Origin of the sequence: Acidovorax sp. LjRoot118 (assembly GCF_964253575.1) — a bacterium.
Classification (GTDB): Bacteria; Pseudomonadota; Gammaproteobacteria; order Burkholderiales; family Burkholderiaceae_C; genus Acidovorax.
In genome coordinates this window covers 384,754-407,279 of the sequence record NZ_CAXURB020000001.1, presented here as the reverse complement: position 1 = coordinate 407,279, position 22,526 = coordinate 384,754, and the positions used below count along the sequence as shown (strand labels likewise).

Below are 22,526 nucleotides of genomic sequence, written 5' to 3'. Positions count from 1 at the left end.
TCAGCGGGGCATGATTCTGCCCAGCCGTTCTCCCCTTCCCACTTTTTGAGCCTGGAGCCTGCCCGCCATGTCCAACCCTTTCTCGCCTGAACAACTGTGGTCCCTGGCCGACCAGTTCGGCACCCCGCTGTGGGTTTACGACGCCGCCACCATCCGCCAGCGCATCGCCCAGGTGTCCAACTTCGACACCGTGCGCTTCGCGCAGAAGGCCTGCTCCAACATCCACATCCTCAAGCTCATGCGCGAGCAGGGCGTGAAGGTGGACGCGGTCTCGCGCGGCGAGATCTTGCGCGCGCTGGCGGCCGGCTACCAAGCCGGTGGCGAGCCCTCGGAGATCGTGTTCACGGCCGACCTGTTCGATGCCGACACCCTGGCCTGCGTGGTCGAGCATGGCGTGCCGGTCAACGCTGGCTCCATCGACATGCTGCACCAGCTGGGCCAAGCCTCGCCGGGCCACGCGGTGTGGCTGCGCATCAACCCCGGCTTCGGCCATGGCCACAGCAACAAGACCAACACCGGCGGCGAGCACAGCAAGCACGGTATCTGGCACACCGACCTGCCCGCGGCGCTGGCCGCCATAAGGCAGCACGGCCTGGCGCTCACGGGCCTGCACATGCACATCGGCTCGGGCGTGGACTACGTCCACCTGGCTGAAGTCTGCGGCGCCATGGTGGAGCTGGTGCGCACGGCGCATGCGGCCGGACACGACCTGCACGCCATCTCGGCGGGCGGCGGCCTGTCCATCCCGTACCGCAGCGGCGACCCGGTGATCGACACGCAGCACTACCATGGCCTGTGGGACACGGCGCGCCAGCAGGCCGAGGCCATCGTCGGCCACAAGCTCGGGCTGGAGATCGAGCCCGGGCGCTTCCTGGTGGCCGAGTCGGGGGTTCTGCTGGGCGAGGTGCGCGCCACCAAGAACGCGGGCAACAACCACTTCGTTCTGGTGGACACGGGCTTCAACGAGCTGATGCGCCCCTCCATGTACGGCAGCTACCACGCCATGCAGGTACTGCGCCGCGATGGCGGCACGGCAGCCGCGCGCCCCACGGTGGTGGCTGGCCCGCTGTGCGAGTCGGGCGACGTGTTCACCCAGGGCGATGGCGGCGTGGTGCTGCCGCGCGACCTGCCGGCGGCCCAGGTGGGCGACCTGCTGGTGATCCATGACACGGGCGCCTACGGCGCCTCCATGTCCTCCAACTACAACACGCGCCCGCTGATCGCCGAAGTGCTGGTAGACGGGGGCCAGGCCAGGCTGATCCGCCGGCGCCAGACCGTGCAGGAGCTGCTGGCACTGGAAGAAGGTCTGTAAACACGGCGCGCAGGCATGGCGCCGCCCCCTGCAAGGCCGGTAGGCTCGGACCTACGCAGGGGTGCCGCGTTGGAGGACAGGCGAGTCCAGGAGGCGGGAATACAGTGGAGTCACTTATCCACTTCCACCCGTTTCCAAGGAGATCACCATGCCCATCATTCTCTGGCTGCTCGGCGTCCCACTGTCCCTCGTCCTGTTGTTGATGCTGTTCGGGGTGCTTTGATCCCGTGCCCCACGGGGCATCGTGCCCACCGCACAAAGCCGTATCCGCCTCCCAAGGGCGGATGCGGCTTTTTTGCTGTGCAGCACCGTTTGCGCAGGCCACTTCACCATTGATCGCCACCTGCGTTTTAATGTTTGCCGATGGCCCCCGTCGCCGCTACGCTGGTTGCTTCCATGCCCTGGTCTACGCCTTTCGGCGCGTCAGACAAGGTACATGGAGACACCGAAAGGAGCCTGCCATGCAAGTGGAAGAACGGACCATCTTCGAACTGGAATACCCGGGCGAGTACCTGAGCCGCCTGGGCACTACCGAGACCAAGACCTGCAAGATCCGCCTGTCGCGCAAGGGCCAGGGCCTTTTGGCGCGCATGTACGCCAGCAGGGGCTACAAAATGCAGGCCACACTGACGCACGACTTCGACCTGAGCAGCCTGGTTGTGCAGATCGATGGTCAGCCCGCAGGCACCATCTCCGTGCGGCTCGATGACGGAGACCTGGCTGCGGCAGAGCAGTTTCCCGAATTCATCGGCGAGTTGCGCGCGCGCGGCGCCCGCATCTGCGAGATCGGCAAGCTCGCCATGGACCCGGGCGTGCGCTCCAAGCAGGTGCTGGGCGCCATCTTCCACATCGCCTTCATCGTGGCCTTCCGCGCACGCCGGGCGACCGATATCGTGATCGAGGTGAACCCGCGCCATGCACCGTTCTACATGCGCATGCTGCGCTTCGACCCGGTGGGATCGGCGCGCCTGTGCCAGCGCGTGGGCGCCCCGGCCGTGCTGCTGCACATGGATGGCAACAAGGGGCGCCGCCTGATCGACCAGTTCGGCGGCCGTCCCGGCCTGTCGGCGCAGGAGCGCAGCTTCTATCCCTATTTCTTCCACCCCGATGACGAGGAGGGGCTGCTGCGCCGCCTCTCGGCGGGCAATTGATCAAATTTCTTCGCGCGGGCCGCGGCCCATGAGCTGCGCGACCGCCTCTGCAGGCTGCAGCCGGCCATCGAGCAGGGCTACCACGGCATCGGTGATGGGCATGTCCACGCCCAGCAGCCGGGCGCGCTGGGCCACCGTGCGCGCACTGTAGACGCCTTCGGCCACGTGGCCGAGCGATTCCACGGCCTGCGCCAGGGTCTGGCCCTGGGCCAGCAGCAGGCCCACGCGGCGATTGCGCGAAAGATCGCCCGTGGCGGTCAGCACGAGGTCACCCAGGCCCGACAGGCCCATGAAGGTATCGGCCCGCGCGCCCAGCGCCAGGCCCAGCCGCGTCATCTCGGCCAGGCCGCGCGTGATGAGCGCAGCGCGGGCGTTCAAGCCCAGCTCCAGCCCGTCGCACAGGCCGGTGGCGATGGACAGCACATTTTTTACTGCCCCGCCGACTTCCACGCCCACGATGTCCTCGTTGGCATAGACGCGCACGCTGGGGCTGTGGAATGCATCCACCAGGGCATCGCGCACGCTGGCGTGCTCGCTGGCCGCCACCAGGGCCGTGGGCTGGCCGCGCGCCACTTCCTGGGCAAAGCTCGGGCCACTCAGGGCCCCAGCCTTGAGCTGGGGTGCGACCTCGGCCCGTACTTCGTGGGCCAGCAGGCCGAAACGGCCAGGCGCGTCGCCGGCCACCGATTCAAAGCCCTTGCACAGCCAGGCCACGGGTGCCGAACAGTCGCGCAGCGCCTGCAGCATGCCACGCAGGGCCGACATGGGCGTGGCCACAATGACCAGATCGGCCGCGCCTGCGGGCGCGGCAAAGTCCCCGCCGGCCAGCGCCAGCGTCGGGGGAAAGGCCATGCCGGGAAGGTAGCGCGCATTCTCGCGGCCCGCCTGCATGCCGGCCAGTTGCGCGGCGTCGCGCGCCCACAGCGTAACGGCATGGCCGGCAGGGTGCTGCGCGGCGCCCATGGCCACGGCAGAGCCCCAGGCGCCAGCGCCCAGAACAAGGATTTTCATCGCGATAGGGAGATCAAGCGGCGGGGACGGCATGCTGCGTCCCCGCGAACCACGCTTACTGCGTGATGATGGGCGACGGATTGCCCGCAGCCGCAGCCTGTTGCTGTTCGAACATGGCCTGGAAGTTGATTTCGGCCAGGTGCACAGGCGGGAAGCCGGCGCGGTTGATCAGATCGGCCACGTTGCCGCGCAGGTAGGGGTACACGATCTGCGGGCAGGCGATGCCCATGATGGCGCCCATCTGGTCTTCAGGAATGTTGCGGATCTCGAAGATGCCGGCCTGCTTGGCTTCGACCAGGAACACGGTCTTGTCTTTGACCTTGGTCTGCACCGTGGCGGTCACGGCCACTTCGAAGATGCCTTCGGCCACGGGAGTGGCTTCCACGCCCAGCTGGATGTCCACGCTGGGTTGTTCCTGCTCCAGCAGGATGCCGGGCGAGTTCGGTTGTTCCAGCGACATGTCCTTGAGGTAGACGCGCTGGATCTGGAAAACGGGGTTCTCTTGGTCGGCCATGGTTGACAAGTCTCTTGTGCTCAGAACGAGCGTGTGTGGCAAAACAAAACCCGCCGGGGAAGAGCTCCCGCAGCGGGCACATGGGGCTGCATTATGCAGCGCCCGGGAACGGGCCTAAGCGATCACTGCGCACCCAGCAATGGCATCAGGCCACCGCGCCCATCCAGCGCCACCAGGTCATCGTGGCCGCCGACATGGGTGTCGCCAATGAAAATCTGGGGCACGGTACGGCGCCCGGTGATCTCCATCATGGTGTTGCGGGCCGCTGGGTCGGTGTCGATGCGGATCTCCTCGATCTGCTCCACGCCCTTGGACTTGAGGATCTGCTTGGCGCGGATGCAGTAGGGGCAGACGGCGGTGGTGTACATCTTCACGGGTTGCATGGCGGGCATCTTTCGTAGAGGGGCTGCGGCGGCGGAGGGGGGCGCCAGGCGCCCATGCCTTTTATCTAGGGGCTTCTCAGGCCTTTTCAACCGGCATGCTGGCTTCGCGCCAGGCCTTGAGGCCACCGGCCAGGGCCTGGACGTTCTCGTAGCCGAGCTTCTTGGCGATGCCCACGGCGCGGTTGGCGCGCGCGCCCGTGGCGCATACCAGCACCAGCGGCAGGGCCTTGTTCTTCACCGTGGTCGGCAGGCGCTCTTCGAGCTGGTTCAGGGGGACGTTCTTGGCACCACCCACGTGGCCGGCCGCGAATTCCTCGGTCTCGCAGACGTCGATGACGACGGCTTTTTCGCGGTTGATGAGCTGCACGGCACCAGCGGGCGAAAGCGTGCCACCACTGGCGTTCTTGAGCAAAGGCCACATCAGCATGCCGCCCGAAGCCAGTGCAACGAAGAACAGATACCAGTTGTCGATAATGAATTTCACGGGGATTCCTTGGGTTGGCGAACAGCGCAATTTTAGAATGTATGGTTTTGACCCGCTTCTCCAAGGGAAACCATGCACAAACTCGTACTGATCCGCCACGGCGAATCCACCTGGAACCTTGAAAACCGCTTCACCGGCTGGACCGACGTGGACCTGACCCCCACCGGCGTGGACCAGGCCAAGAACGCCGGGCGCCTGCTCAAGGCCGAGGGGTACGAGTTCGACGTGGCCTACACCAGCGTGCTCAAGCGCGCCACGCGCACCCTGTGGCACACATTGGATGAAATGGACCGCACCTGGCTGCCCGTGGTGCACAGCTGGCGCCTGAACGAGCGCCATTACGGCGCGCTGCAGGGCCTGAACAAGGCCGACATGGCCAAGCAGTACGGTGACGCGCAGGTGCTGGTGTGGCGCCGCAGCTATGACACGCCGCCACCGGCGCTGGAAGCCACGGACCCGCGCAGCGAGCGCAGCGACGTGCGCTACGCCCGCCTGGATGCCGGCCAGGTGCCGCTGACCGAATGCCTCAAGGACACCGTGGCGCGCGTGCTGCCCTTCTGGAGCGAATCCATCGCTCCGGCCATCCAGGGCGGCAAGCGCGTGGTGGTGGCGGCGCACGGCAACTCGATCCGCGCCCTGGTCAAGTACCTGGACAACATCTCGGACGATGCGATCGTGGGCCTGAACATTCCCAACGGGATTCCACTGGTATACGAGCTCGATGCCGACCTCAAGCCCATACGCCACTACTATCTGGGTGACGCTGAAGCGGCGGCCAAGGCCGCTGCGGCAGTCGCTTCGCAAGGCAAGGCGTAAGAAAGGGCGTGAAGCGGGTGTAAAGCCCGCTGATAAAACCCTTAAAACGCCTGAAAGCGAGTCCCGGCGCGGAACTGCGGCGGGTTTGGCCCTTCCAAGGTGTATATTGACGCGGCAAAAGGTGTTCTATGGGCCAAAAACTCAAAATTGCAGGATGGGTATCGGTAGGCGTGGTGGCCGGAGCGCTCACCACGGTGTCATTGCAGACCGTCGCGCGCGGCGCCATGACCCCACTGCCTCTGGAAGAAATCCAGCAACTCTCGGCCGTGTTCGGCCTGGTCAAGACCGACTATGTCGAGCCGGTGGACGACAAGAAGCTCATCACCGATGCCATCTCCGGCATGGTGGCCAGCCTGGACCCGCACTCGCAGTATTTCGACAAGAAGTCCTTCAAGGAATTCCGCGAAGGTACGTCGGGCCGCTTCGTCGGCGTGGGCATCGAGATCACGCAGGAGGATGGGCTCATCAAGGTGGTCTCCCCCATCGAAGGCTCGCCCGCGTTCCGCGCTGGCCTCAAGCCCAACGACCTGATCACCCAGATCGATGAAACGGCCGTGAAGGGCCTGGCGCTCAACGACGCCGTCAAGCGCATGCGCGGCGAGCCCAACACCAAGGTCACGCTCACCATCTTCCGCAAGGACGAGAGCCGCACCTTCCCGGTGACCATCACGCGCGAAGAGATCAAGACCCAGTCCGTCAAGGGCAAGGTGATCGAACCCGGCTACGCGTGGATCCGCCTGTCGCAGTTCCAGGAACGCACGGTCGACGACTTCGTGCGCAAGATGGAAGAGATGTACAAGCAGGACCCCAACATCAAGGGCCTGGTGCTGGACCTGCGCAACGACCCGGGTGGCCTGCTCGACGCGGCCGTGGCCATCTCCGCCGCCTTCCTGCCCGACAACGTCACGGTGGTCACCACCAATGGCCAGTTGGCCGAGAGCAAGTCCACCTACAAGGCAGCGCCCGAGTACTACCAGCGCCGCAGCGGCGGCGACCCGCTGCGCCGCCTGCCCGCCTCCATCAAGTCGGTGCCCATGGTGGTGCTGGTGAATGAAGGCTCGGCCTCGGCCAGCGAAATCGTGGCCGGCGCGCTGCAGGACCACAAGCGTGCCACCATCATGGGCAGCCAGACCTTCGGCAAGGGCTCGGTGCAGACCGTGCGCCCCCTGGGTCCGGACACGGGCATCAAGCTGACCACGGCGCGCTACTACACGCCGAGCGGCAAGTCGATCCAGGCCAAGGGCATCGTGCCCGACGTGATGATCGACGAGTCCGAGGAAGGCAACGTGTTCGCCGCCCTGCGCATGCGCGAAGCCGACCTGGACAAGCACCTGGGCAGCGGCCAGGGCGAGGAAAAGAAAGACGCCGCCCGTGAAAAGGCCCGCGAAGAAGCCCGCAAACGCCTGGAAGAAGAGGCCAAGAAGCCGGCCGCCGACCGCAAGGCGCCCGAGTTCGGCACCGACAAGGACTTCCAGCTCGTGCAGGCCCTGAACCAGCTCAAGGGCCGCCCCGTGCTGGTCAGCAAGACGCTGACCGAGCGCAAGGAAGACAAGAAGGAAAACTGAGCTCTTCGCTGAGCGCAGCCCAAACCCGCACAAGGCCGGCCTCCCCAGGGAGTCCGGCCTTTTTCACGCCTGCCATCGCGCGCAGGCAATCTCCCGCACAATCGCAGCCCGACCTGCAGCACCCAACCTCGCCCCATGACCGACGACCAACTCCTGCGCTATTCGCGCCACATCCTGCTCGACGAGATCGGCATCGAGGGGCAGGAGCGCGTGCTGGCCGCCCATGCCGTCATCATCGGCGCCGGGGGCCTGGGCTCGCCTGCGGCGCTGTACCTGGGCTCCGCCGGCGTGGGCCGCATCACGCTGGTGGACGATGACACGGTGGACCTGACCAACCTGCAGCGCCAGATCGCGCACACCACGGCGCGCGTGGGCACGCCCAAGGTGCAGTCGGCCGCGCAGGCGGTGGCGGCCATCAACCCCGAAGTCCAGGTCCGGGCCATCAAGGCCCGCGCCGATGCGGCCCTGCTCAACGAACTGCTGCCCGGCGCCAGCGTGGTGCTGGACTGCAGCGACAACTACGCCACCCGCCATGCGGTCAACGCAGCCTGCGTGCGCCACGGCGTGCCGCTGGTGGCGGGGGCGGCGATCCGCTTCGATGGCCAGATCACGGTGATCGACCCGCGCAACGGCAAGGCACCCTGCTACGCCTGCATCTTCCCGCCGGACGCGCAGTTCGAGGAGGTCAGCTGCGCGCTCATGGGGGTGTTCGCGCCCCTGGTCGGCATCATCGGGACCATGCAGGCGGCTGAGGCGCTGAAGCTGATCACCGGGGTGGGCACCACGCTGGCCGGGCGGCTGATGATGCTGGATGGCCGCTCGATGGAATGGAGCACCATGCACGTGGAGCGAGCACCCGGATGTGTTGTGTGTGCGTCACCGTAGGAGCACTCCTACACAGCCTGCGTGCAGCCGCTGTCAGAATGTAAGAGGCACTTCGGTTAAATTCAGAACCGGGCCAACGCTTGGCTGCACCGACCGTCACCTGGATCCGTAGTGAAACTCCGCACGTACATCGTTGAAGACAATGCCACCATCCGCGAGAACCTCATCGGTACTCTGGAAGAACTGGCATCCGTCGAGGCGGTGGGGGTGGCGGAAACCGAAGACGAAGGCAAGGGCTGGCTCACCGGCCACCAGGAACAGTGGGACTTGGCCATCGTGGACCTGTTCCTGCGCCAAGGCAGTGGCCTGGGCGTGCTGGCCGCCTGCCGCGACCGCAGGCCCCACCAGAAGATGGTGGTGCTGAGCAACTATGCCACCCCCGACATCCGCATGCGCTGCGCCCAACTGGGCGTGGATGCGGTGTTCGACAAATCCAACGAAATCGATGCCCTGGTGGACTACTGCATAGAGCATGGCAGCGTACACCCCTCCCCCGACGCCCGCACGCCCGTGCGCGGCACGCCTTGAGCGCGCTGGCGCACCGCCAGCACGCACTCTAGCCTTGATGAAGAAGCGCGCCTGCCTGGGCAGGGCAAGGGCGGCGCGGAAGCTGCGGCCCCCTTGCAGCCAGGTGGCCTTGCGCTCAATCGATCAGGCGGTTCTTGAGCGCGTAGTAGGTCAGGTCGCTGTTGGACGACAGGCTCATCTTTTCCATCAGGCGCGTGCGGTAGGTGCTTACCGTCTTCACGCTCAGCGACAGCGACTTGGCGATGTCACCGGCCGTCTCGCCCTTGGCCAGCTTGAGGAACACCTGGAACTCGCGCTCCGACAACTGCTCGTGCGGCGGGGCGTCGTCCTTGCGGTTGAGCTGCTGGGCCAGCAGGTCCGCCACGGCGGGCGTGAGGTAGCGTTTGCCCAGGGCGATGATGCGGATGGCTTCCACGATCTCGGAGGGGTCGCATTCCTTGTTCAGGTAGCCGCTGGCCCCCTGGCGGATGAGATTGATGGCGTAATGCTCCTCCGGGTAGCCGCTGAGGATCAAAATACCCATGTCGGGCGCCTTGGCGCGCAGCATGGCCAGCGCATCCAGGCCGCTCTGGCCGGGCATGGACAGATCCATCAGCAGCACGTCGATTTCGTGGGTGCGCACCAGGTCGATGGCTTCGCGGCCGTTGGAGGCCTCGCCTTCCACGCGCAGGTCCACGTGCTCGGACAGGAACTGGCGAAGTCCGGAGCGAACAATTGCATGGTCATCCACAATGCCGATCTTGATCATTGAGCGTTCTTTCGGGGAGAAGGCTTGCCCCTCCCAATCTTTGTTGAATGCACCTGCGTTCAGATCACCCGCCATTTGGCAGCGCCGTCAGCTGGTCTGTGGACATTATCCAGAATAACGCATATGAATTTGCATGAGATCTCCAAGGACTTGCTTCCCAAAGTCCGCAAAATGGCCCTGAGCCTGCCGATGGCACTGCTCGCGGCCATGGTGCTGGTGGGGATCAACGAGGTCGGCCACATGCGATCGCAGGGCGCCGTCACGCAGATGGCCCATGGCCAGGTGACGCACGGGGCCTTGAACCGGCTGCTGCAGAGCATGCTCGATGCCGAGACCGGGCAGCGTGGCTACCTGCTCACCGGCAACGACCGCTACCTCGAACCCTACGACAAGGCGCTGGCCAGCGTGCAGCAGGACCTCGACAACCTGCGCAACCAGTTCCTCGACTCGCCCGACGACATGCAGGAGCTGTCGCTGCTGTCGCGCCAGATCTCGCGCAAGCTCGCCGAGATGGAGCTCAGCCTCAAACTGCGCCGCCAGGGCAACGAAGATGCCTGGAAGTTCATCCTGCACACCGACGTGGGCATGGAGAACATGGAGGCCATCCGCAAGCATGCACAGGCCCTCATCGACCGCAGCGCCGTCGTTGTCAAGCAGGGGCAGGCGCAGGTGCTGCGCTCGCTGATGCTCTCGCGCATCGGCATCGCCACCGTCACCGCCATCGGGCTGCTGGCGTTCTTCATGTACCTGCGCCAGGCCACCGCGCTGCAGCAGTTCAGCCTGCGCGAGCAACTGCTGCTGGAGCGCGAGCGCGACCGGCTCGAAGGCCTGGTGCGCGAGCGCACGGCCACGCTGTCCGAGCTGGCCAGCCACCTGCAGCAGGTGCGCGAAGACGAACGGGGGCACCTGGCGCGCGAACTGCACGACGAACTGGGCGCCCTGCTCACGGCGGCCAAGCTCGACGTGGCGCGCCTCAAATCCAAGATCGACATCCAGGTGCCCGAGATCGCCGAGCGCCTGCGCCACCTGACCGAGACACTCAACAGCGGCATTGCGCTCAAGCGCCGCATCATCGAAGACCTGCGCCCCTCGTCGCTGTCCAACCTGGGGCTGACGGCCGCCATCGAGATCCTTGCGCGCGAGTACGGCGAACGCGCCGGCATCGAGGTGGAAACCAGCCTGGAGCCTGTGCAGCTGCCAGACACCACACAACTGACCGTCTACCGGCTGGTGCAGGAATCGCTCACCAACATCGGCAAATACGCCAAGGCGCAGAAGGTGCTGGTCTCTGTGCACAGCCACCCCAAGCACGTGGCCGTGCAGGTGCGCGACGATGGCCAGGGGTTCGACCCGGCCAGCGTGAACCCGTCCTCCCATGGCCTGGCCGGCATGCGCCACCGCGTGGAGGCGGCCGGCGGGCGCCTGACCATCACCTCGCGGCCTGGCAATGGCGCGCTGGTCTCGGCCATTCTGCCGCTGCAGCACAGCCCCGCCTGACCGGCGCGCAGCAGGCGCACCTGCCCCGTCCTGAAAGCCTTTTCCCCTGCCGCAACAGCAGGACTGGGGAAAGGGCAATCCCCCGGTTCGCCAGCCCACGACCCGCCCGGCTCCATCCAGCAAGCCGCTGTCCTACAAGGCGGGCGTCCAGCCACCGACAAAACGGCGCGCCGGCCACCGGCATCCTGCCCGACACCGGCCACCTACATTGGAGTCAGGCGCCAACGAAAGGCGCTAACTGAACCTCTCGCCGGATGTCCGGCCCCAATGGAGAAGCACATGCTGCACTACGCCGTCGTTTTTCTGGTCATCGCACTGATCGCAGCCCTCTTCGGCTTCGGCGGCATTGCCGCAGGTGCCGTGGGTATCGCCAAGATCCTGTTCTTCGTGTTCGTGATCATGGCCGTTGTCACCTTCGTCGTGGGCCTGCTGCGAAGGGGCTGAAAAGCCCCCTCCCAGCTTGCCGACCATCCCATCGTCTACACCAAGGAGTGAACCAATGACCATCCAATCCGCCACCAACAAGGTTGCCGAAAGCGCCCGCACCCTGACCGACGACGTGCTGCAAAGCGCCCAGGATGCAGTGCAAAGCACGCGCAACCTCGCCAATGGATCACTGGACAAGGCAGAAAGCAAGGTCCGTGCGCTGCGCCGGGAAGCCGACCCTGCCATCGACGATCTGGCCGCACGCGCCCAGGAACTGGCCAGCCGCAGCATCGACTACGCGGCCGAAGCCAGCGCCCGCGCCCGCCGCCAGGTGCAGGACGTGGCCGATGCGACCAGCAAGTACGTGGCCGAGCAGCCCGGCAAGTCGATCGTCATCGCTGCCGGCGTGGGGGCCCTGACCGCCAGCCTGATCCTGTGGGCATCGCGCCGCCGCAGCTATTGAATCCAGCCGGCGGGCAAGCAACCGCCGACGAACCCGAAATTTACTGGGACAGGGGCCACAGGCCAGTGTTCCAGAACCTACAGTCAGCCGGTCATGGAGGGTGCAAAAGACCGGTTGATTGAAATTGCCAAAGCACCCGCGTTCCCAATACCACTGAAGAAGGAAAAACCATGAAATACGCACGTGCCCTCGCCTTTGCCGCAGTTGCCGGCCTCACCATCGTCACCGCCACGGGCTGCTCGGTGGCACGCGACCAGCAAACTGTGGGCTCCTACGTCGATGACGCAGGCATCACCACCGCCGTGAAGGCCAAGATGGCTGAAGACAAGTCCGTTTCCGCCACCTCGATCAGCGTGGAAACGCTCAACGGCACGGTACAGCTGTCGGGCTTCGCCAAGTCCGCCTCCGAGAAGAACCAGGCTGAAAACATTGCCCGCAACACCAAGCATGTGCGCGAAGTGCGCAACAGCATCGTCGTTCGTCCCTGAACGACGCCCGCCATCGGCCGGTGAAAACCGCTGATGGCCCAAAAGCAGGCTCCGGCTTCACCGCCGGGCCTGCTTTTGCCATTGCGGCATGGCTTGGAGCCCCATTTGCATGGAAGACCCTCCATTGAGTCCACTGTCGCACGGCGTCTGGGTTTAAGCTCAGCCCATGCGGGTATTCAATTGCGACCACTGCGGTCATCTGGTGTTTTTCGATAGCGTGCAATGCCTGCACTGTGGCAGCGCGCTGGCCTTTCTGCCCGACCAGCAGACGATGGCGGCGCTGACGCCGGCCCCCCAGGATGGCCCGGACCTGTGGCGGCGCCTGGGTGAGCGGGGTACAGCGCAGTACAGCGGCCGGCTGTATCGCATGTGCCACAACCACACCACCTACGACGCATGCAACTTCGCCGTGCCGTCCAACGACTATGCCCAGCTGTGCGTGTCGTGCCGGCAGACGCGCCTGCTGCCCGATCTGTCGGACATGGCCAACCTGCGCCGCTGGAAACAGATCGAGGGCGCCAAGCGCCAGCTGTTCTACACCCTCGCCCGCCTGGGGCTGGAGCCGGCCCCAGGCCGCTACGGGCCGGTGTTCGAGTTCCTGGCCGATATGCTGGGGGGCCCCGCCATCCTCACCGGCCACCAGGGCGGCACCATCACCCTCAACGTGGCCGAAGCCGATGACGACGAGCGTGCACGCCGGCGCATCGCGCTGGGCGAACCTTACCGCACCCTGATCGGCCACCTGCGCCATGAGTCCGGCCATTTCTACTGGGACCAGCTGGTGCGCGATGGCCACCGGCTGGACGCGTTCCGCGCAGTGTTCGGTGACGAGCGGCAGGACTACGCCGCCGCGCTCGATGCGCACTATGCCAAGGGCAGCAATGGCAACGACTGGTTCCTGAACCATGTCAGCGCCTATGCCGCCGCCCACCCATGGGAAGACTGGGCCGAAACCTGGGCCCACTACCTGCACATGGTGGACCTGCTGGAAACCGCTGCCAGCTACCAGACCGCAGTGACCGTGCCCGACCCGCACATGGCCATGCGCCACCATGTGACCGACCCGTTCGTGGCCAACCACCCGGACTTTCACGACATGGTGCGCCAATGGGTGCCGCTGACCTTGCTGCTCAACAGCCTCAACCGCAGCCTCGGGCAGGACGATGCCTACCCGTTTGCCCTGTCTTCCGGGGCCATGGTCAAGCTGCGCTTCGTGCACGACATCGTGCAGGGAGCACAGTCCAGCGGCAGCAGCAACGCGCCATCCCACCCGGCCACCAGCGCTGTGGGATGAGCGGCAGGAAGGCCCCGCCCCTGCGCTGTCCCTGATGATGACGACCCCGACGACGATGACTGCCATGACGACCAATCCGCCTCCCAGCCCTGCTCCGCAACTGCTGCTGATTCCAGGCTTGGCGGGCGACGCGACCATGTGGCGCTTTCAGCGCGCGGTACTGCCAGCGGCCTTGCGCCCGGAGATCACCGAAGTGCACACCCGGCCCGAAGCCACGACCGTGCAGGCCATGGCGGCCCTGTTGCTCGCGCAATACCCCGGCCCCCTGCTGCTGTGCGGCGCCTCGATGGGCGGCATGATCGCCATGGAAGCAGCCCGGCAGGCACCGGGCCGAGTGGTCGGGCTGGCCCTGCTGGGCACCACCGCCCGACCGGAGACCCCCGAGATGCAGGCGCTGCGCGAAGCGGCCATCGCGCTGTTCGAGCAGGGGCGCGTGCGCGAGGTGATCGAGCCCAACGTGGCCTTCGCCTTTCACCCCAGCGGCGCGGCGCGGGCCGACCTGGTGCAGGACTACCTGGATTTCGTGCTGCGCGCAGGCGCCGAGCAACTGGTGCGCCAGAACCGCGCCGTCATCGTGCGCCCGGACGCCCGCCTGCACCTTCCCCAGGTGAAATGCCCCGTGCTGGTGGTCTGCGGCGAAGCGGACCAGCTCACGCCGCTGGTCTGCTCCGAGGAGATCGCGGGCCTGGTCCCTGGCGCCGAATTCGAGGTGGTGGCCGACTGCGGCCACATGCTGACCATGGAGCGGCCCGAGGTGGTCAACACGCTGCTCACCCAGTGGCTGCAGCGCGGCGGCTGGACGGGCTGACCCCTCAGGTCTGGGGCGCCAGGCTGCGCACCTTCACGGCCAGACGCTCCTGCACCGAGGGCGAGACGAACTTGGTCACCTCGCCGCCCAGCACCGCGATTTCGCGCACAAAGGTGCTGCTGATGAACTGGTACTTGTCGCTGGGGGTCAGGAAAACGGTTTCCACCTGGGGCATCAGGCTGCGGTTCATGCCGGCGAGCTGAAACTCGTAGTCGAAGTCGGTCACGGCGCGCAGGCCGCGCACCATGGCCTTGCCGCCGCGCGACACGACGAAGTCGCGCAGCAGGCCCGAAAAACTTTCCACCTGCACCTGGGGGTAGCCCTTGACCGCCTCGCGCACCATGTCGATGCGCTCTTCCAGGCTGAACAAGGTCTTCTTGTGGTGGCCGGCCGCCACGGCGACGATCACGCGTTCGAACAACTGGGTGGCCCTGCGCACCACGTCTTCATGGCCCAGGGTGATGGGGTCAAAGGTTCCGGGATAGACGGCGAGCACGTTCTGGGCCATGGCGGGTTGTCTCCTGTACGGCGGAATTGGCACTGGCCCCGGCCTCTTGTGGGCCTGCCGGGCCGCTTGGGCGCATTATGCAGTGCACTGCAACATGGAGCCTGGCTACAGCCTTTTCGGCGCTGCGTCGGAGCGAAATCGGGAGGGGTGGATGCTGCGGGTGCGCCGCATGGGCTACGCTCGTTCAAACAGCCGGAGCGTTCAATCGCCGATTTCGCCCCGACCCTTCGGGCAAGTGCCTTGCCGGGCGGTCTGCGGCGTTGCGGCGCTTGCCAATAGCCGCGCTATTGGCTGCGCACCGCGCCTAGCATCCCATCCCGGCAAGGCACATGCGCAGCGCCGAAAAGGCTGTAGCCAGGCTCTCGCCCCACCAGTTGACACATCAAGGCGCGCGCCAGCGCGAACGAAGCTCAGCCGGCCTCTCCAGGCACAGCCGCGGCGCCCACGGGCCGCAGCAGGTGGGCGTGCACCGCACCGGCCTTGAGGTGGCGGTAGACCACCAGGCCGCTGGCGGCCAGGCCTTCATCGGTCCAGGCGACCGGGGCCTCCAGGTACACGTAGCCGCTGGCGGCCACGGCCTTGCCAGCCGCCTCCAGCGCCGATTCGAACAGCTTGCTGTCGAAAGGCGGGTCGATCAGCACCAAGTCCAGGCTGCCGGGGGCGGCCTGGCGCAGCGCGGCAATGCCGTCGCCGCGCTGCACGCGCACGGCCCTGGCCTCCAGGCGCTGCTGCAGGGTGTGCAGTTGCGCCACCAGCGCGGCATCGCTCTCCACCAGTTGCACGGCCGCCGCGCCGCGCGAGGCGGCCTCCAGGCCCAGGGCGCCGGTGCCGGCAAAGGCATCCAGGCAGCGCCAGCCCGTCAGGTCCTGGCCCAGCCAGTTGAACAGGGTCTCGCGCACCCGGTCGGGCGTGGGCCGCAGGCCCGGGCGCTGGGCCACTGGCAGGCGGGTGCGCTTCCATTGCCCGCCAATGATGCGGATTTCGCCCGCACCCTTGGGCGCAGCCGCAGCGGCTGCCTTGTCCTTGGTGGCAGCGCCTTGCTTGGCGTTCTTGGCCGTGGGCGCGACAGCGGCTGCGGCCTGGGCCTTGCGGATCTCTGCGCTGATGGCGCCTGTGCGCAGTATGGAGCGGCTCATGGCTTGCCTCCCACCACCACGGTCACCATGCGCTCAGGCTGCAGCTTGCGCTGCATGGCGGCGCGGATGTCGGCCACGGTGAGGGCGTCAACGCGCTCGGTCCAGCGGTCCAGGTAGTCGAGCGGCAGGTCGTTCCAGGCGATGTTGGCCACATTGCCCAAGAGTTTCTTGTTGCTGTCGATGCGCAGCGCGAAGCCGCCGATCAGGTTGTCCTTGGCGGCGCGCAGCTCGGCTGCGGTGGGGCCATCGGCCACGAAGCGGGCGAGCACGTCGCGCGAGACCTTCACAGCCTGGGCCGCCTGGTCGGGCCGCGTCTGCAGGCCGATGGTGAAGGCCCCGGAGTGCAGGCCGCCCGCGAAGTAGCTGTACACGCTGTAGCTCAGGCCGCGCTTTTCACGCACCTCGTTGGTCAGGCGCGAGACGAAGCCGCCACCGCCCAGGATGTGGTTGCCCACCAGCAGTGCGATGAAATCGGGGTCGCGGCGCGGAAAGCCGGGTTGCCCGATCAGCACGTGCGCCTGTGCGGAGGCGAAGGGGATGGTCTTCTCCACCGGTGCGGTCAGCGCAGCAATCTCACCCACGGCAGGCAGAGGTGCGCAGGACGCCGATGCAGGCAGGCGCGACAGCAGCGTGGCCACCAGCGTCTGCGCCTGGGCCCGCGTCACAGCGCCGACGATGCTCACCTTGGCGCGGCAGGCCTCGATGGCGCTGGCATGGAAGGCCTGCATGTCCGGCACGGTGATGCGCGACAGCGTCTCTTCCGTCGTGCGCACGCCATACGGGTGGCTGCCGTACACCGCCGCGCCGAAGGCGTTCTCGGCCACGGTGGCGGGGCGCGTGTTCGACTCCTTGATGCTCGCGCTCCAGCGGGCGCGGTCGCGCTCCCAGATGTCGGCGGGCCAGCTGGGCTCGGCGATCTGGCGTGCGGCCAGGCGCGCGGCCTTGTCCAGCAGCGGCGGGTCGGTCAGCGAACGCAGCGAATAGTGCGTGGCATCGTTGTCGGCACCGGCCCCGAAGCTGGCGCCCAGGTCGGCCCAGGCCTCGCCCAGGGCGTTCTCGTCCAGGGCGGGCTCGGCGCCCTGCGCCTTCACGCCCTTGGAGGCCATGGAGGCCGTGGCGCTGGCCAGGCCGGACTGGCCGGCCGGGTCGCGGCGGCTGCCGGCGTCGAAGTCGATCTGCACGTCCACCATGGGGATGACCGGGCTTTCGACCAGCCACACCCGGGCGCCGTTGGCCTCGGTCCATTGCTGGATGGGCAGCAGCGCCCAGGCCGGGCTGGCGAGCAGTGCGCAGGTGCTGGCCAGCAAGGCGCTGGCCGCGAATTTCTTGAACTTGATCATGGAAGGGGACCCAGCTTTCTCAATGAACGGCAGCGCCGGGGGCGATGGCCGGGCGGGGACGGGCATTGGCGGCCAGCGGCTGGGGCAGCAGCGTCGCCACGGTCAGCTGATCGTCGCCGAAGTACTTGGCGGCCACGGCCTGCACCTGGGCCGGCGTCACCGTGCGCAGCAGCTCCAGCAGGCGCTCCTGCACGTCGAGCGGGTAGCCCTGTATCCAGTTGCCGCCCAGCTCCTGGGCCTGGCTGTGCACCGAATCGCGCTCGTACACGGTGGAGGCGATCCACTGCGTCTTCACGCGCGCCAGTTCGGCCTCGCTCACGCCTTCGCTGGCCAGGCGCGCCACTTCGGCGCGCAGGCCGTCCTCGACCTGCCGGGCGGTCTTGCCGTCGGCCGGCACCCCGGTCAGCATGAACAGCGAGGGACCGCGCCCGGTGAGCATGGCAGAGCTGTCGGCGCTGTCGGCCACGCGCTTGTCGCCCTGGCTCAGGGCCCGTTCAAGGCGCGCCCCGTCGTAGCCGCTGAGCACCGCCGACAGCACCATCAGCGACAGCGCGTCGCGGTCGGATTCCTGCAGGTTCTCCACACGGGAGAGGCCCGGCACGCGAAACGCCAGGGCCACGTAGGCCTGCTCGGCGGGGGCCTTCACCTCCAGCCGGCGCATGCCTTTCTGCTCGGGCTCGGTGCGCGGCTTGCGCTCGGGCAGCGCGTGCGTGGGCAGCTTGCCGTAGTATTTTTCGGCCAGGGCGCGGACCTTGGCAGGGTCCACGTCGCCCGCGACCACCACCACCGCATTCGTGGGCGTGTACCACTGGCGGTGGAAGGCGCGCACGTCGCCGGGTGTCATGGAGTCGAGGTCGCTCATCCAGCCGATGATGGGCCGGCGGTAGGGCGAGGCGTTGAAGGTGGCGGCAAACAGCTGCTCGGCCAGCACGGCGTGGGGCTGGTCCTCGGTGCGCATGCGGCGCTCCTCCTTGATGACCTCGATTTCCTTCTTGAACTCGGCGTCGGGCCACTGGTTATTGGCGAAACGGTCGGATTCGAGGCGCATCACGTCCTCCAGCCGGTTGGCCGGGATCTGCTGGTAGTAGCCCGTGTAGTCACGGCTGGTAAAGGCGTTCTCGCGCCCGCCCAGGGCCGCCACGCGGCGCGAGAAGTCGCCGGGCGGCACCTTCTTCGACCCCTTGAACATCATGTGCTCCAGGGCATGGGCCACGCCGGAGGTGCCGTCCACCTCGTCGATGGAGCCCACCCGCACCCAGACCATGTGCACCGCCGTGGGAGCCCGGTGGTCGGGCTGCACGATGAGCTGCATGCCGTTGGCCAGCGTGAATTGCTGCGCGCCGGAGGCCGTGGCACGCGGCCCGGCACCTCCCGGCCCCGGCGGCGCCACGACGGCCCCGCCCGCTGCAGACGATGGATGGGAACCCGGAGAAACCACGGTGGTGGTGGCTCCGGCGCCGAGGCAGGCCAGCAGGCCCAGTAGGGTGAAAGCGCGTTTCATAGAATGGCTGATTCTAAGAACCCGCCAATGTTCAGTTTTTTCAAGAAAAAGCCCCCCACCTCGCCCGCCCCTGCCGATGAGCCCTCATCTGCGGCCGCGCCCGGAGTCCTTGCACCCGTGGCCCAGCCCGAGCCTCCCGCGCCGCAACCTGCCTCGGCCCCAGCGCCCGCACCGGCCATACCCGGCCTGGGCTGGCTGCGCAATCCCTTTGGCGGGAAGGCGGAGCCCGCGCCAGCGCCGCCGATCGCCCCGGCACCTGCCGTACCCGCCCCGGCCACTGCCCCCTTGGCAGCGCCAGTGCCTGGGGCACCCGCACCCTGGACACCGCCTGTCACCATTGCGCCGGCGCCCGCCACGGCTGTGCCGCCGTCCACGCCAGCCCCCACGCCGGCAGCACCTGTCGCCTGGGTGCCCTCCCCCGAGCCGCGCCCGGTTGCGGCACCTGTGGCGGCCTCTGCACCGGTGGTGCCCCCCCCGGTGCCGATTCCCGCACCGCCGCCCGTGGTGGCCCCGGTGCCTGCTGCCCCCGTAGTGGCCGAGCGCAAGGGCTGGCTCGACCGGCTCAAGCTCGGCCTGCGCAAGACCGGCAGCAGCATCGCCACGGTGTTCACCGGCACGCAGATCGACGATGCGCTGTACGAGGAGCTCGAAGAGGCCCTGCTCATGGCCGACACCGGCGTCAAGGCCACGCAGCACCTGCTGGCCGACCTCAAGCGCCGCGTCAAGGACAGCAAGACCACCGACCCGGCCCTGGTCAAGGGCCTGCTGGCCGACGCCCTGGCCGATCTGCTGCGCCCGCTGGAAAAAGCGCTGGTCATCGGCCAGTACACGCCCACCGTGATCATGGTGGCGGGGGTCAACGGGGCGGGCAAGACCACGTCCATCGGCAAACTGACCAGGCACCTGTCTGGCGAAGGCGCGGCGGTGCTGCTGGCGGCGGCCGACACCTTCCGCGCAGCGGCGCGCGAGCAGCTCGGCGTCTGGGCCGACCGCAACACCGTGGAGATCGTCAGCCAGGAGGGCGGTGATCCCGCCGCCGTGAGCTTTGACGCCGTCACGGCAGGCAAGGCCCGCGGCAAGGATGTGGTGCTGGTCGATACCGCCGGGCGCCTGCCCACGCAGCTGCACCTGATGGAAGAGCTCAAGAAGATCCGCCGCGTGGTGACCAAGGCCGACGCCACCGCCCCACACGAGGTGCTGCTGGTGATCGACGGCAACACCGGCCAGAACGCCCTGGCCCAGGTGCGCGCCTTCGACGATGCGCTGCAGCTCACCGGCCTCATCGTCACCAAGCTCGACGGCACCGCCAAGGGCGGGGTGCTGGCCGCCATCGCGCAGGAGCGCCCGATTCCCGTGTACTTCATCGGCGTGGGCGAGAAGCTCGAAGACCTCGAAACCTTCAACGCGCGCGAGTTCGCCCAGGCGCTGCTGACCTGATCGGGGCGCCGGGAGGCGTAAACCCCACCAAATTTGCATTTACCGCTGGCAGCAATTGCCACATGATGGAACGTCGCCACAGGCTACGGGGAGGTTCCTTGTTCGTCGAACTGGTCAAAGGCGCAGCCCTGCTGCTCGCCCTATGCTTTCTGCACGGGGCCAACCTGCGGCTGTGGCGCAGGCAGCCACGGGTGGGCAAAGCTTTCTCGGGCTTGCTGTTTGGCGGCATCTGCATCGTGGGCATGCTCTCGCCCCTGACCATTGCCCCGGGCGTCATCATCGATGCACGCTCAGTGGTGCTGTGCATGGCGGGCCTGTTCGGCGGCACCACAGTGGCCCTGGTGGCCGGGGCCATGGCGGCCGGCTGGCGGCTGTGGCTGGGCGGCGCAGGGGCCTTCATCGGGGTGCTGACCATCACCACCTGCGTGGCCGCCGGCCTGGCCTACCGCTATGCGCGCCACCGCTGGCACCTGGGCGTGGGCATCTGGCCCCTGCTGGTCTTTGGCGTGCTGCTGCACCTGGCCGTGGTGGGGCTGTTCCAGGGGCTGCCGGCCGAGGTGGCGGCGCGCATCAACGACACCGTCGCCGTTCCCTACCTGATGATCTTTCCGGTCGCCACCGCCCTGCTGGGTGTGCTGCTGCGCGACGTGGAGCAGCGCCAGGCCACCGACTTCGCCCTGGCCGGCAGTGCTGCCCGCCTGCGGGCCATCACCCTGGCGATTCCCGATGCACTGATGGTGCTCGACAGCAAGGGCCGCTGCATGGAGCTGTTCTCGCGCAACGACGGCGTGCATGCTGCGGGGGCCCCCCAGCGTGTCGGGCAGCGCATGCACGATGTACTGCCCTCGAGTGAGGCGCAGCGGCTGGTGCAGCTGCTGCAGGACACGCTGGCTGCGGGCGTGCCGCGCAAGCTCGAGTACACGGTGTACACCGCATCGGGCATTCGGTACTTCGAAGGGCGGGCGCAGCCCCTGGGCACGAAGGTGGATGGCCAGGCAGCCGCCCTCTTTCTGGCGCGCGACATCACCGAGCGCTGGCAGGCGCAGCAGGCGCTGCACGAATCGGAGCTGCGCTTTCGCTCGCTGCTGCTGGGCATCCCCTCGGTGTCGGTGCAGGGCTACCGGGCAGACGGCACCACCACGTACTGGAACAAGGCGTCGGAAGAACTGTACGGCTACACCGAACAGGAGGCCCTGGGCAGGAACCTGCTGGAGCTGATCATCCCCGCTCCCATGCACGATGCCGTGACGGCCCAGGTCGCGCACATGTTCAGCTCGGGCGAGCCCATCCCCGCAGGCGAGCTGCGCCTGCAGCGCAAGGATGGCTCACCGGTGGATGTGTTTTCAAGCCACGCCTATGTGCACGTGCCAGGCCAGGAGCCAGAGATGTTCTGCATCGACATCGACATCTCCCGGCGCAAGGCGGCCGAGGAGGAGGCGCGCCACCTGGCCCTGTACGACACACTCACCCAGTTGCCCAACCGTCGCCTGCTGACCGACCGCCTGGAGCAGGTGATGGCCGCCAGCAGCCGCAGCGGCCAGATCGCCGCCACCCTGTTCGTGGACCTGGACCATTTCAAGGCCCTGAACGACAGCCGCGGCCACGCCATGGGTGACCTGCTGCTGCGCGAGGTGGCCACGCGCCTGCGCACCTGCGTGCGCGAGCAGGACACCGTGGCCCGCCTGGGCGGGGACGAATTTGTCGTGCTGCTGCAAAGCCTGGGCAAGGAAGCCCCCGAGGCCACGGCCAAGGCACGGGCGGTGGGCGAAAACATGCTGGCAGCGCTGCGCGAACCGTACGCGCTTGCAGGCGAGCCCTACCACTGCGAAGCCAGCATCGGGGTGAGCCTGGTGTCCGGCCACACCCAGACGGTGGACGAGGTGCTGCGCCAGGCCGACAACGCGATGTACCAGGCCAAGACCATGGGGCGCAACCGGCTGTATGTGTACCTGGCTGATGCGGGCTGATCTGCGCGCGCATCCTAGCTGATCCGATGCACCTCGCCGTTGTGCGGCATGGCGCTTTCATGGAACAGATCGGCCAGGTACTGGGCCAGCTCATCCGCCTCGATGAAGTCGGGCACCACCCAGCCCGCCGGTGCGCGCTTGCCGTCCATGCCGATCAGATAGGACTGCCACTGCGCGCCCTGGCGCTGCACTTCGACGATGCGGCCGAAGACGTTGAAGCGGGGGTGGTGGGACATCGGCTCCTCCAGAAAAACGTCGCGACCA

24 protein-coding genes are annotated in these 22,526 nt (G+C 67.3%); 14 read left to right on the top strand and 10 right to left on the bottom strand.

Annotation, left to right across the window (positions count from 1 at the left end; genetic code table 11):
* The first annotated feature begins 67 nt into the window (after nt 1–67).
* Nucleotides 68–1,312, top strand: coding sequence for a diaminopimelate decarboxylase (gene lysA / locus ACSQ9E_RS01990; protein WP_436179547.1), 1,245 nt, complete (start codon nt 68–70; stop codon nt 1,310–1,312).
* A 461-nt stretch (nt 1,313–1,773) separates the two neighbouring features.
* Nucleotides 1,774–2,463 (top strand): N-acyl amino acid synthase FeeM domain-containing protein, encoded by a 690-nt coding sequence (locus ACSQ9E_RS01985; protein WP_436216745.1) that lies wholly within the window; start codon nt 1,774–1,776, stop codon nt 2,461–2,463.
* Here ACSQ9E_RS01985 and ACSQ9E_RS01980 read toward each other — a convergent pair whose 3' ends face one another.
* The 4 genes from ACSQ9E_RS01980 to ACSQ9E_RS01965 form a co-directional block, all read right to left on the bottom strand.
* Nucleotides 2,464–3,474: an NAD(P)H-dependent glycerol-3-phosphate dehydrogenase gene (locus tag ACSQ9E_RS01980; protein WP_436216744.1), complete on the bottom strand. Its 1,011-nt coding sequence runs from the start codon at nt 3,472–3,474 to the stop codon at nt 2,464–2,466. It abuts the gene before it with no gap.
* Nucleotides 3,475–3,529: 55 nt separating this feature from the next.
* Nucleotides 3,530–3,988: a protein-export chaperone SecB gene (secB, locus tag ACSQ9E_RS01975; protein WP_057201869.1), complete on the bottom strand. Its 459-nt coding sequence runs from the start codon at nt 3,986–3,988 to the stop codon at nt 3,530–3,532.
* A gap of 122 nt (nt 3,989–4,110) precedes the next feature.
* Nucleotides 4,111–4,371: a glutaredoxin 3 gene (gene grxC, locus ACSQ9E_RS01970; protein WP_057202502.1), complete on the bottom strand. Its 261-nt coding sequence runs from the start codon at nt 4,369–4,371 to the stop codon at nt 4,111–4,113.
* Nucleotides 4,372–4,447: 76 nt separating this feature from the next.
* On the bottom strand, nt 4,448–4,855 hold the full coding sequence (locus ACSQ9E_RS01965) for a rhodanese-like domain-containing protein (protein ID WP_179683659.1): 408 nt from the start codon (nt 4,853–4,855) through the stop codon (nt 4,448–4,450).
* A gap of 72 nt (nt 4,856–4,927) precedes the next feature.
* On the opposite strand from ACSQ9E_RS01965, the gene gpmA reads away from it, so the two are divergent.
* From gpmA to ACSQ9E_RS01945, 4 genes are all read left to right on the top strand, one after another.
* The gene (gene gpmA, locus ACSQ9E_RS01960; RefSeq protein ID WP_057268010.1) at nt 4,928–5,671 is read left to right on the top strand and encodes a 2,3-diphosphoglycerate-dependent phosphoglycerate mutase; all 744 of its coding nucleotides are present in this window, start codon (nt 4,928–4,930) and stop codon (nt 5,669–5,671) included.
* 128 nt (nt 5,672–5,799) lie between these two features.
* Entirely contained in the window at nt 5,800–7,236 is a 1,437-nt protein-coding gene (locus tag ACSQ9E_RS01955; RefSeq protein WP_057201866.1) for a S41 family peptidase, read from the top strand.
* 135 nt (nt 7,237–7,371) lie between these two features.
* Entirely contained in the window at nt 7,372–8,121 is a 750-nt protein-coding gene (locus tag ACSQ9E_RS01950; RefSeq protein WP_057268009.1) for a HesA/MoeB/ThiF family protein, read from the top strand.
* A 111-nt stretch (nt 8,122–8,232) separates the two neighbouring features.
* Complete coding sequence (locus ACSQ9E_RS01945) at nt 8,233–8,649, top strand: response regulator (protein ID WP_057201864.1); 417 nt, start codon at nt 8,233–8,235, stop codon at nt 8,647–8,649.
* A 115-nt stretch (nt 8,650–8,764) separates the two neighbouring features.
* Here ACSQ9E_RS01945 and ACSQ9E_RS01940 read toward each other — a convergent pair whose 3' ends face one another.
* Nucleotides 8,765–9,397 carry a response regulator gene (locus ACSQ9E_RS01940; protein WP_057201863.1) on the bottom strand — a complete coding sequence of 211 codons (633 nt, stop codon included), beginning with the start codon at nt 9,395–9,397 and terminating at the stop codon, nt 8,765–8,767.
* 123 nt (nt 9,398–9,520) lie between these two features.
* On the opposite strand from ACSQ9E_RS01940, the gene ACSQ9E_RS01935 reads away from it, so the two are divergent.
* The 6 genes from ACSQ9E_RS01935 to ACSQ9E_RS01910 all read left to right on the top strand — a co-directional run bounded on the left by ACSQ9E_RS01935 (nt 9,521) and on the right by ACSQ9E_RS01910 (nt 14,373).
* Complete coding sequence (locus ACSQ9E_RS01935) at nt 9,521–10,894, top strand: sensor histidine kinase (protein ID WP_436216743.1); 1,374 nt, start codon at nt 9,521–9,523, stop codon at nt 10,892–10,894.
* Between the two features lie 279 nt (nt 10,895–11,173).
* A complete protein-coding gene (locus ACSQ9E_RS01930; RefSeq protein WP_082604153.1) occupies nt 11,174–11,338 on the top strand; it encodes a DUF1328 domain-containing protein in 165 nt (54 codons plus the stop codon).
* Between the two features lie 55 nt (nt 11,339–11,393).
* Nucleotides 11,394–11,783, top strand: a complete 390-nt coding sequence (locus ACSQ9E_RS01925; RefSeq protein WP_057201861.1) for a DUF883 family protein — start codon at nt 11,394–11,396, stop codon at nt 11,781–11,783.
* A gap of 170 nt (nt 11,784–11,953) precedes the next feature.
* The gene (locus tag ACSQ9E_RS01920) at nt 11,954–12,271 is read left to right on the top strand and encodes a BON domain-containing protein (protein WP_057201860.1); all 318 of its coding nucleotides are present in this window, start codon (nt 11,954–11,956) and stop codon (nt 12,269–12,271) included.
* A 166-nt stretch (nt 12,272–12,437) separates the two neighbouring features.
* Nucleotides 12,438–13,565, top strand: coding sequence for a zinc-binding metallopeptidase family protein (locus tag ACSQ9E_RS01915; protein WP_436216742.1), 1,128 nt, complete (start codon nt 12,438–12,440; stop codon nt 13,563–13,565).
* 64 nt (nt 13,566–13,629) lie between these two features.
* Nucleotides 13,630–14,373 carry an alpha/beta fold hydrolase gene (locus tag ACSQ9E_RS01910; protein ID WP_057202500.1) on the top strand — a complete coding sequence of 248 codons (744 nt, stop codon included), beginning with the start codon at nt 13,630–13,632 and terminating at the stop codon, nt 14,371–14,373.
* A 4-nt stretch (nt 14,374–14,377) separates the two neighbouring features.
* Here the strand turns inward: ACSQ9E_RS01910 and coaD are convergent, their stop codons facing one another.
* The 4 genes from coaD to ACSQ9E_RS01890 all read right to left on the bottom strand — a co-directional run bounded on the left by coaD (nt 14,378) and on the right by ACSQ9E_RS01890 (nt 18,858).
* Nucleotides 14,378–14,881: a pantetheine-phosphate adenylyltransferase gene (gene coaD / locus ACSQ9E_RS01905; protein WP_057201858.1), complete on the bottom strand. Its 504-nt coding sequence runs from the start codon at nt 14,879–14,881 to the stop codon at nt 14,378–14,380.
* A gap of 410 nt (nt 14,882–15,291) precedes the next feature.
* Complete coding sequence (gene rsmD / locus ACSQ9E_RS01900; protein WP_057268008.1) at nt 15,292–16,017, bottom strand: 16S rRNA (guanine(966)-N(2))-methyltransferase RsmD; 726 nt, start codon at nt 16,015–16,017, stop codon at nt 15,292–15,294.
* Complete coding sequence (locus tag ACSQ9E_RS01895) at nt 16,014–17,357, bottom strand: M16 family metallopeptidase (RefSeq protein WP_057268007.1); 1,344 nt, start codon at nt 17,355–17,357, stop codon at nt 16,014–16,016. Before ACSQ9E_RS01895 ends, rsmD begins: the two co-directional genes overlap by 4 nt.
* A 19-nt stretch (nt 17,358–17,376) precedes the next feature.
* Nucleotides 17,377–18,858, bottom strand: coding sequence for a M16 family metallopeptidase (locus ACSQ9E_RS01890; protein WP_428003708.1), 1,482 nt, complete (start codon nt 18,856–18,858; stop codon nt 17,377–17,379).
* Between the two features lie 27 nt (nt 18,859–18,885).
* Between ACSQ9E_RS01890 and ftsY the strand changes: the two genes are divergently transcribed.
* Complete coding sequence (gene ftsY, locus ACSQ9E_RS01885) at nt 18,886–20,295, top strand: signal recognition particle-docking protein FtsY (RefSeq protein WP_436216741.1); 1,410 nt, start codon at nt 18,886–18,888, stop codon at nt 20,293–20,295.
* A 98-nt stretch (nt 20,296–20,393) separates the two neighbouring features.
* Nucleotides 20,394–22,262 carry a diguanylate cyclase domain-containing protein gene (locus tag ACSQ9E_RS01880; RefSeq protein WP_428003706.1) on the top strand — a complete coding sequence of 623 codons (1,869 nt, stop codon included), beginning with the start codon at nt 20,394–20,396 and terminating at the stop codon, nt 22,260–22,262.
* Nucleotides 22,263–22,276: 14 nt separating this feature from the next.
* Here ACSQ9E_RS01880 and ACSQ9E_RS01875 read toward each other — a convergent pair whose 3' ends face one another.
* Nucleotides 22,277–22,498: a DUF7661 family protein gene (locus tag ACSQ9E_RS01875; protein ID WP_436216740.1), complete on the bottom strand. Its 222-nt coding sequence runs from the start codon at nt 22,496–22,498 to the stop codon at nt 22,277–22,279.
* Nucleotides 22,499–22,526 lie beyond the last annotated feature (28 nt).

Bases quoted from the DNA above. Each gene is read 5' to 3' on its own strand.
- lysA (WP_436179547.1), top strand. From the start codon at position 68: ATGTCCAACCCTTTCTCGCCTGAACAACTGTGGTCCCTGGCCGACCAG.
- ACSQ9E_RS01985 (WP_436216745.1), top strand. From the start codon at position 1,774: ATGCAAGTGGAAGAACGGACCATCTTCGAACTGGAATACCCGGGCGAG.
- ACSQ9E_RS01980 (WP_436216744.1), bottom strand. From the start codon at position 3,474: ATGAAAATCCTTGTTCTGGGCGCTGGCGCCTGGGGCTCTGCCGTGGCC.
- secB (WP_057201869.1), bottom strand. From the start codon at position 3,988: ATGGCCGACCAAGAGAACCCCGTTTTCCAGATCCAGCGCGTCTACCTC.
- grxC (WP_057202502.1), bottom strand. From the start codon at position 4,371: ATGCAACCCGTGAAGATGTACACCACCGCCGTCTGCCCCTACTGCATC.
- gpmA (WP_057268010.1), top strand. From the start codon at position 4,928: ATGCACAAACTCGTACTGATCCGCCACGGCGAATCCACCTGGAACCTT.
- ACSQ9E_RS01955 (WP_057201866.1), top strand. From the start codon at position 5,800: ATGGGCCAAAAACTCAAAATTGCAGGATGGGTATCGGTAGGCGTGGTG.
- ACSQ9E_RS01950 (WP_057268009.1), top strand. From the start codon at position 7,372: ATGACCGACGACCAACTCCTGCGCTATTCGCGCCACATCCTGCTCGAC.
- ACSQ9E_RS01940 (WP_057201863.1), bottom strand. From the start codon at position 9,397: ATGATCAAGATCGGCATTGTGGATGACCATGCAATTGTTCGCTCCGGA.
- ACSQ9E_RS01935 (WP_436216743.1), top strand. From the start codon at position 9,521: ATGAATTTGCATGAGATCTCCAAGGACTTGCTTCCCAAAGTCCGCAAA.
- ACSQ9E_RS01930 (WP_082604153.1), top strand. From the start codon at position 11,174: ATGCTGCACTACGCCGTCGTTTTTCTGGTCATCGCACTGATCGCAGCC.
- ACSQ9E_RS01925 (WP_057201861.1), top strand. From the start codon at position 11,394: ATGACCATCCAATCCGCCACCAACAAGGTTGCCGAAAGCGCCCGCACC.
- ACSQ9E_RS01920 (WP_057201860.1), top strand. From the start codon at position 11,954: ATGAAATACGCACGTGCCCTCGCCTTTGCCGCAGTTGCCGGCCTCACC.
- ACSQ9E_RS01915 (WP_436216742.1), top strand. From the start codon at position 12,438: ATGCGGGTATTCAATTGCGACCACTGCGGTCATCTGGTGTTTTTCGAT.
- ACSQ9E_RS01910 (WP_057202500.1), top strand. From the start codon at position 13,630: ATGACGACCAATCCGCCTCCCAGCCCTGCTCCGCAACTGCTGCTGATT.
- coaD (WP_057201858.1), bottom strand. From the start codon at position 14,881: ATGGCCCAGAACGTGCTCGCCGTCTATCCCGGAACCTTTGACCCCATC.
- rsmD (WP_057268008.1), bottom strand. From the start codon at position 16,017: ATGAGCCGCTCCATACTGCGCACAGGCGCCATCAGCGCAGAGATCCGC.
- ACSQ9E_RS01895 (WP_057268007.1), bottom strand. From the start codon at position 17,357: ATGATCAAGTTCAAGAAATTCGCGGCCAGCGCCTTGCTGGCCAGCACC.
- ACSQ9E_RS01890 (WP_428003708.1), bottom strand. From the start codon at position 18,858: ATGAAACGCGCTTTCACCCTACTGGGCCTGCTGGCCTGCCTCGGCGCC.
- ftsY (WP_436216741.1), top strand. From the start codon at position 18,886: ATGTTCAGTTTTTTCAAGAAAAAGCCCCCCACCTCGCCCGCCCCTGCC.
- ACSQ9E_RS01875 (WP_436216740.1), bottom strand. From the start codon at position 22,498: ATGTCCCACCACCCCCGCTTCAACGTCTTCGGCCGCATCGTCGAAGTG.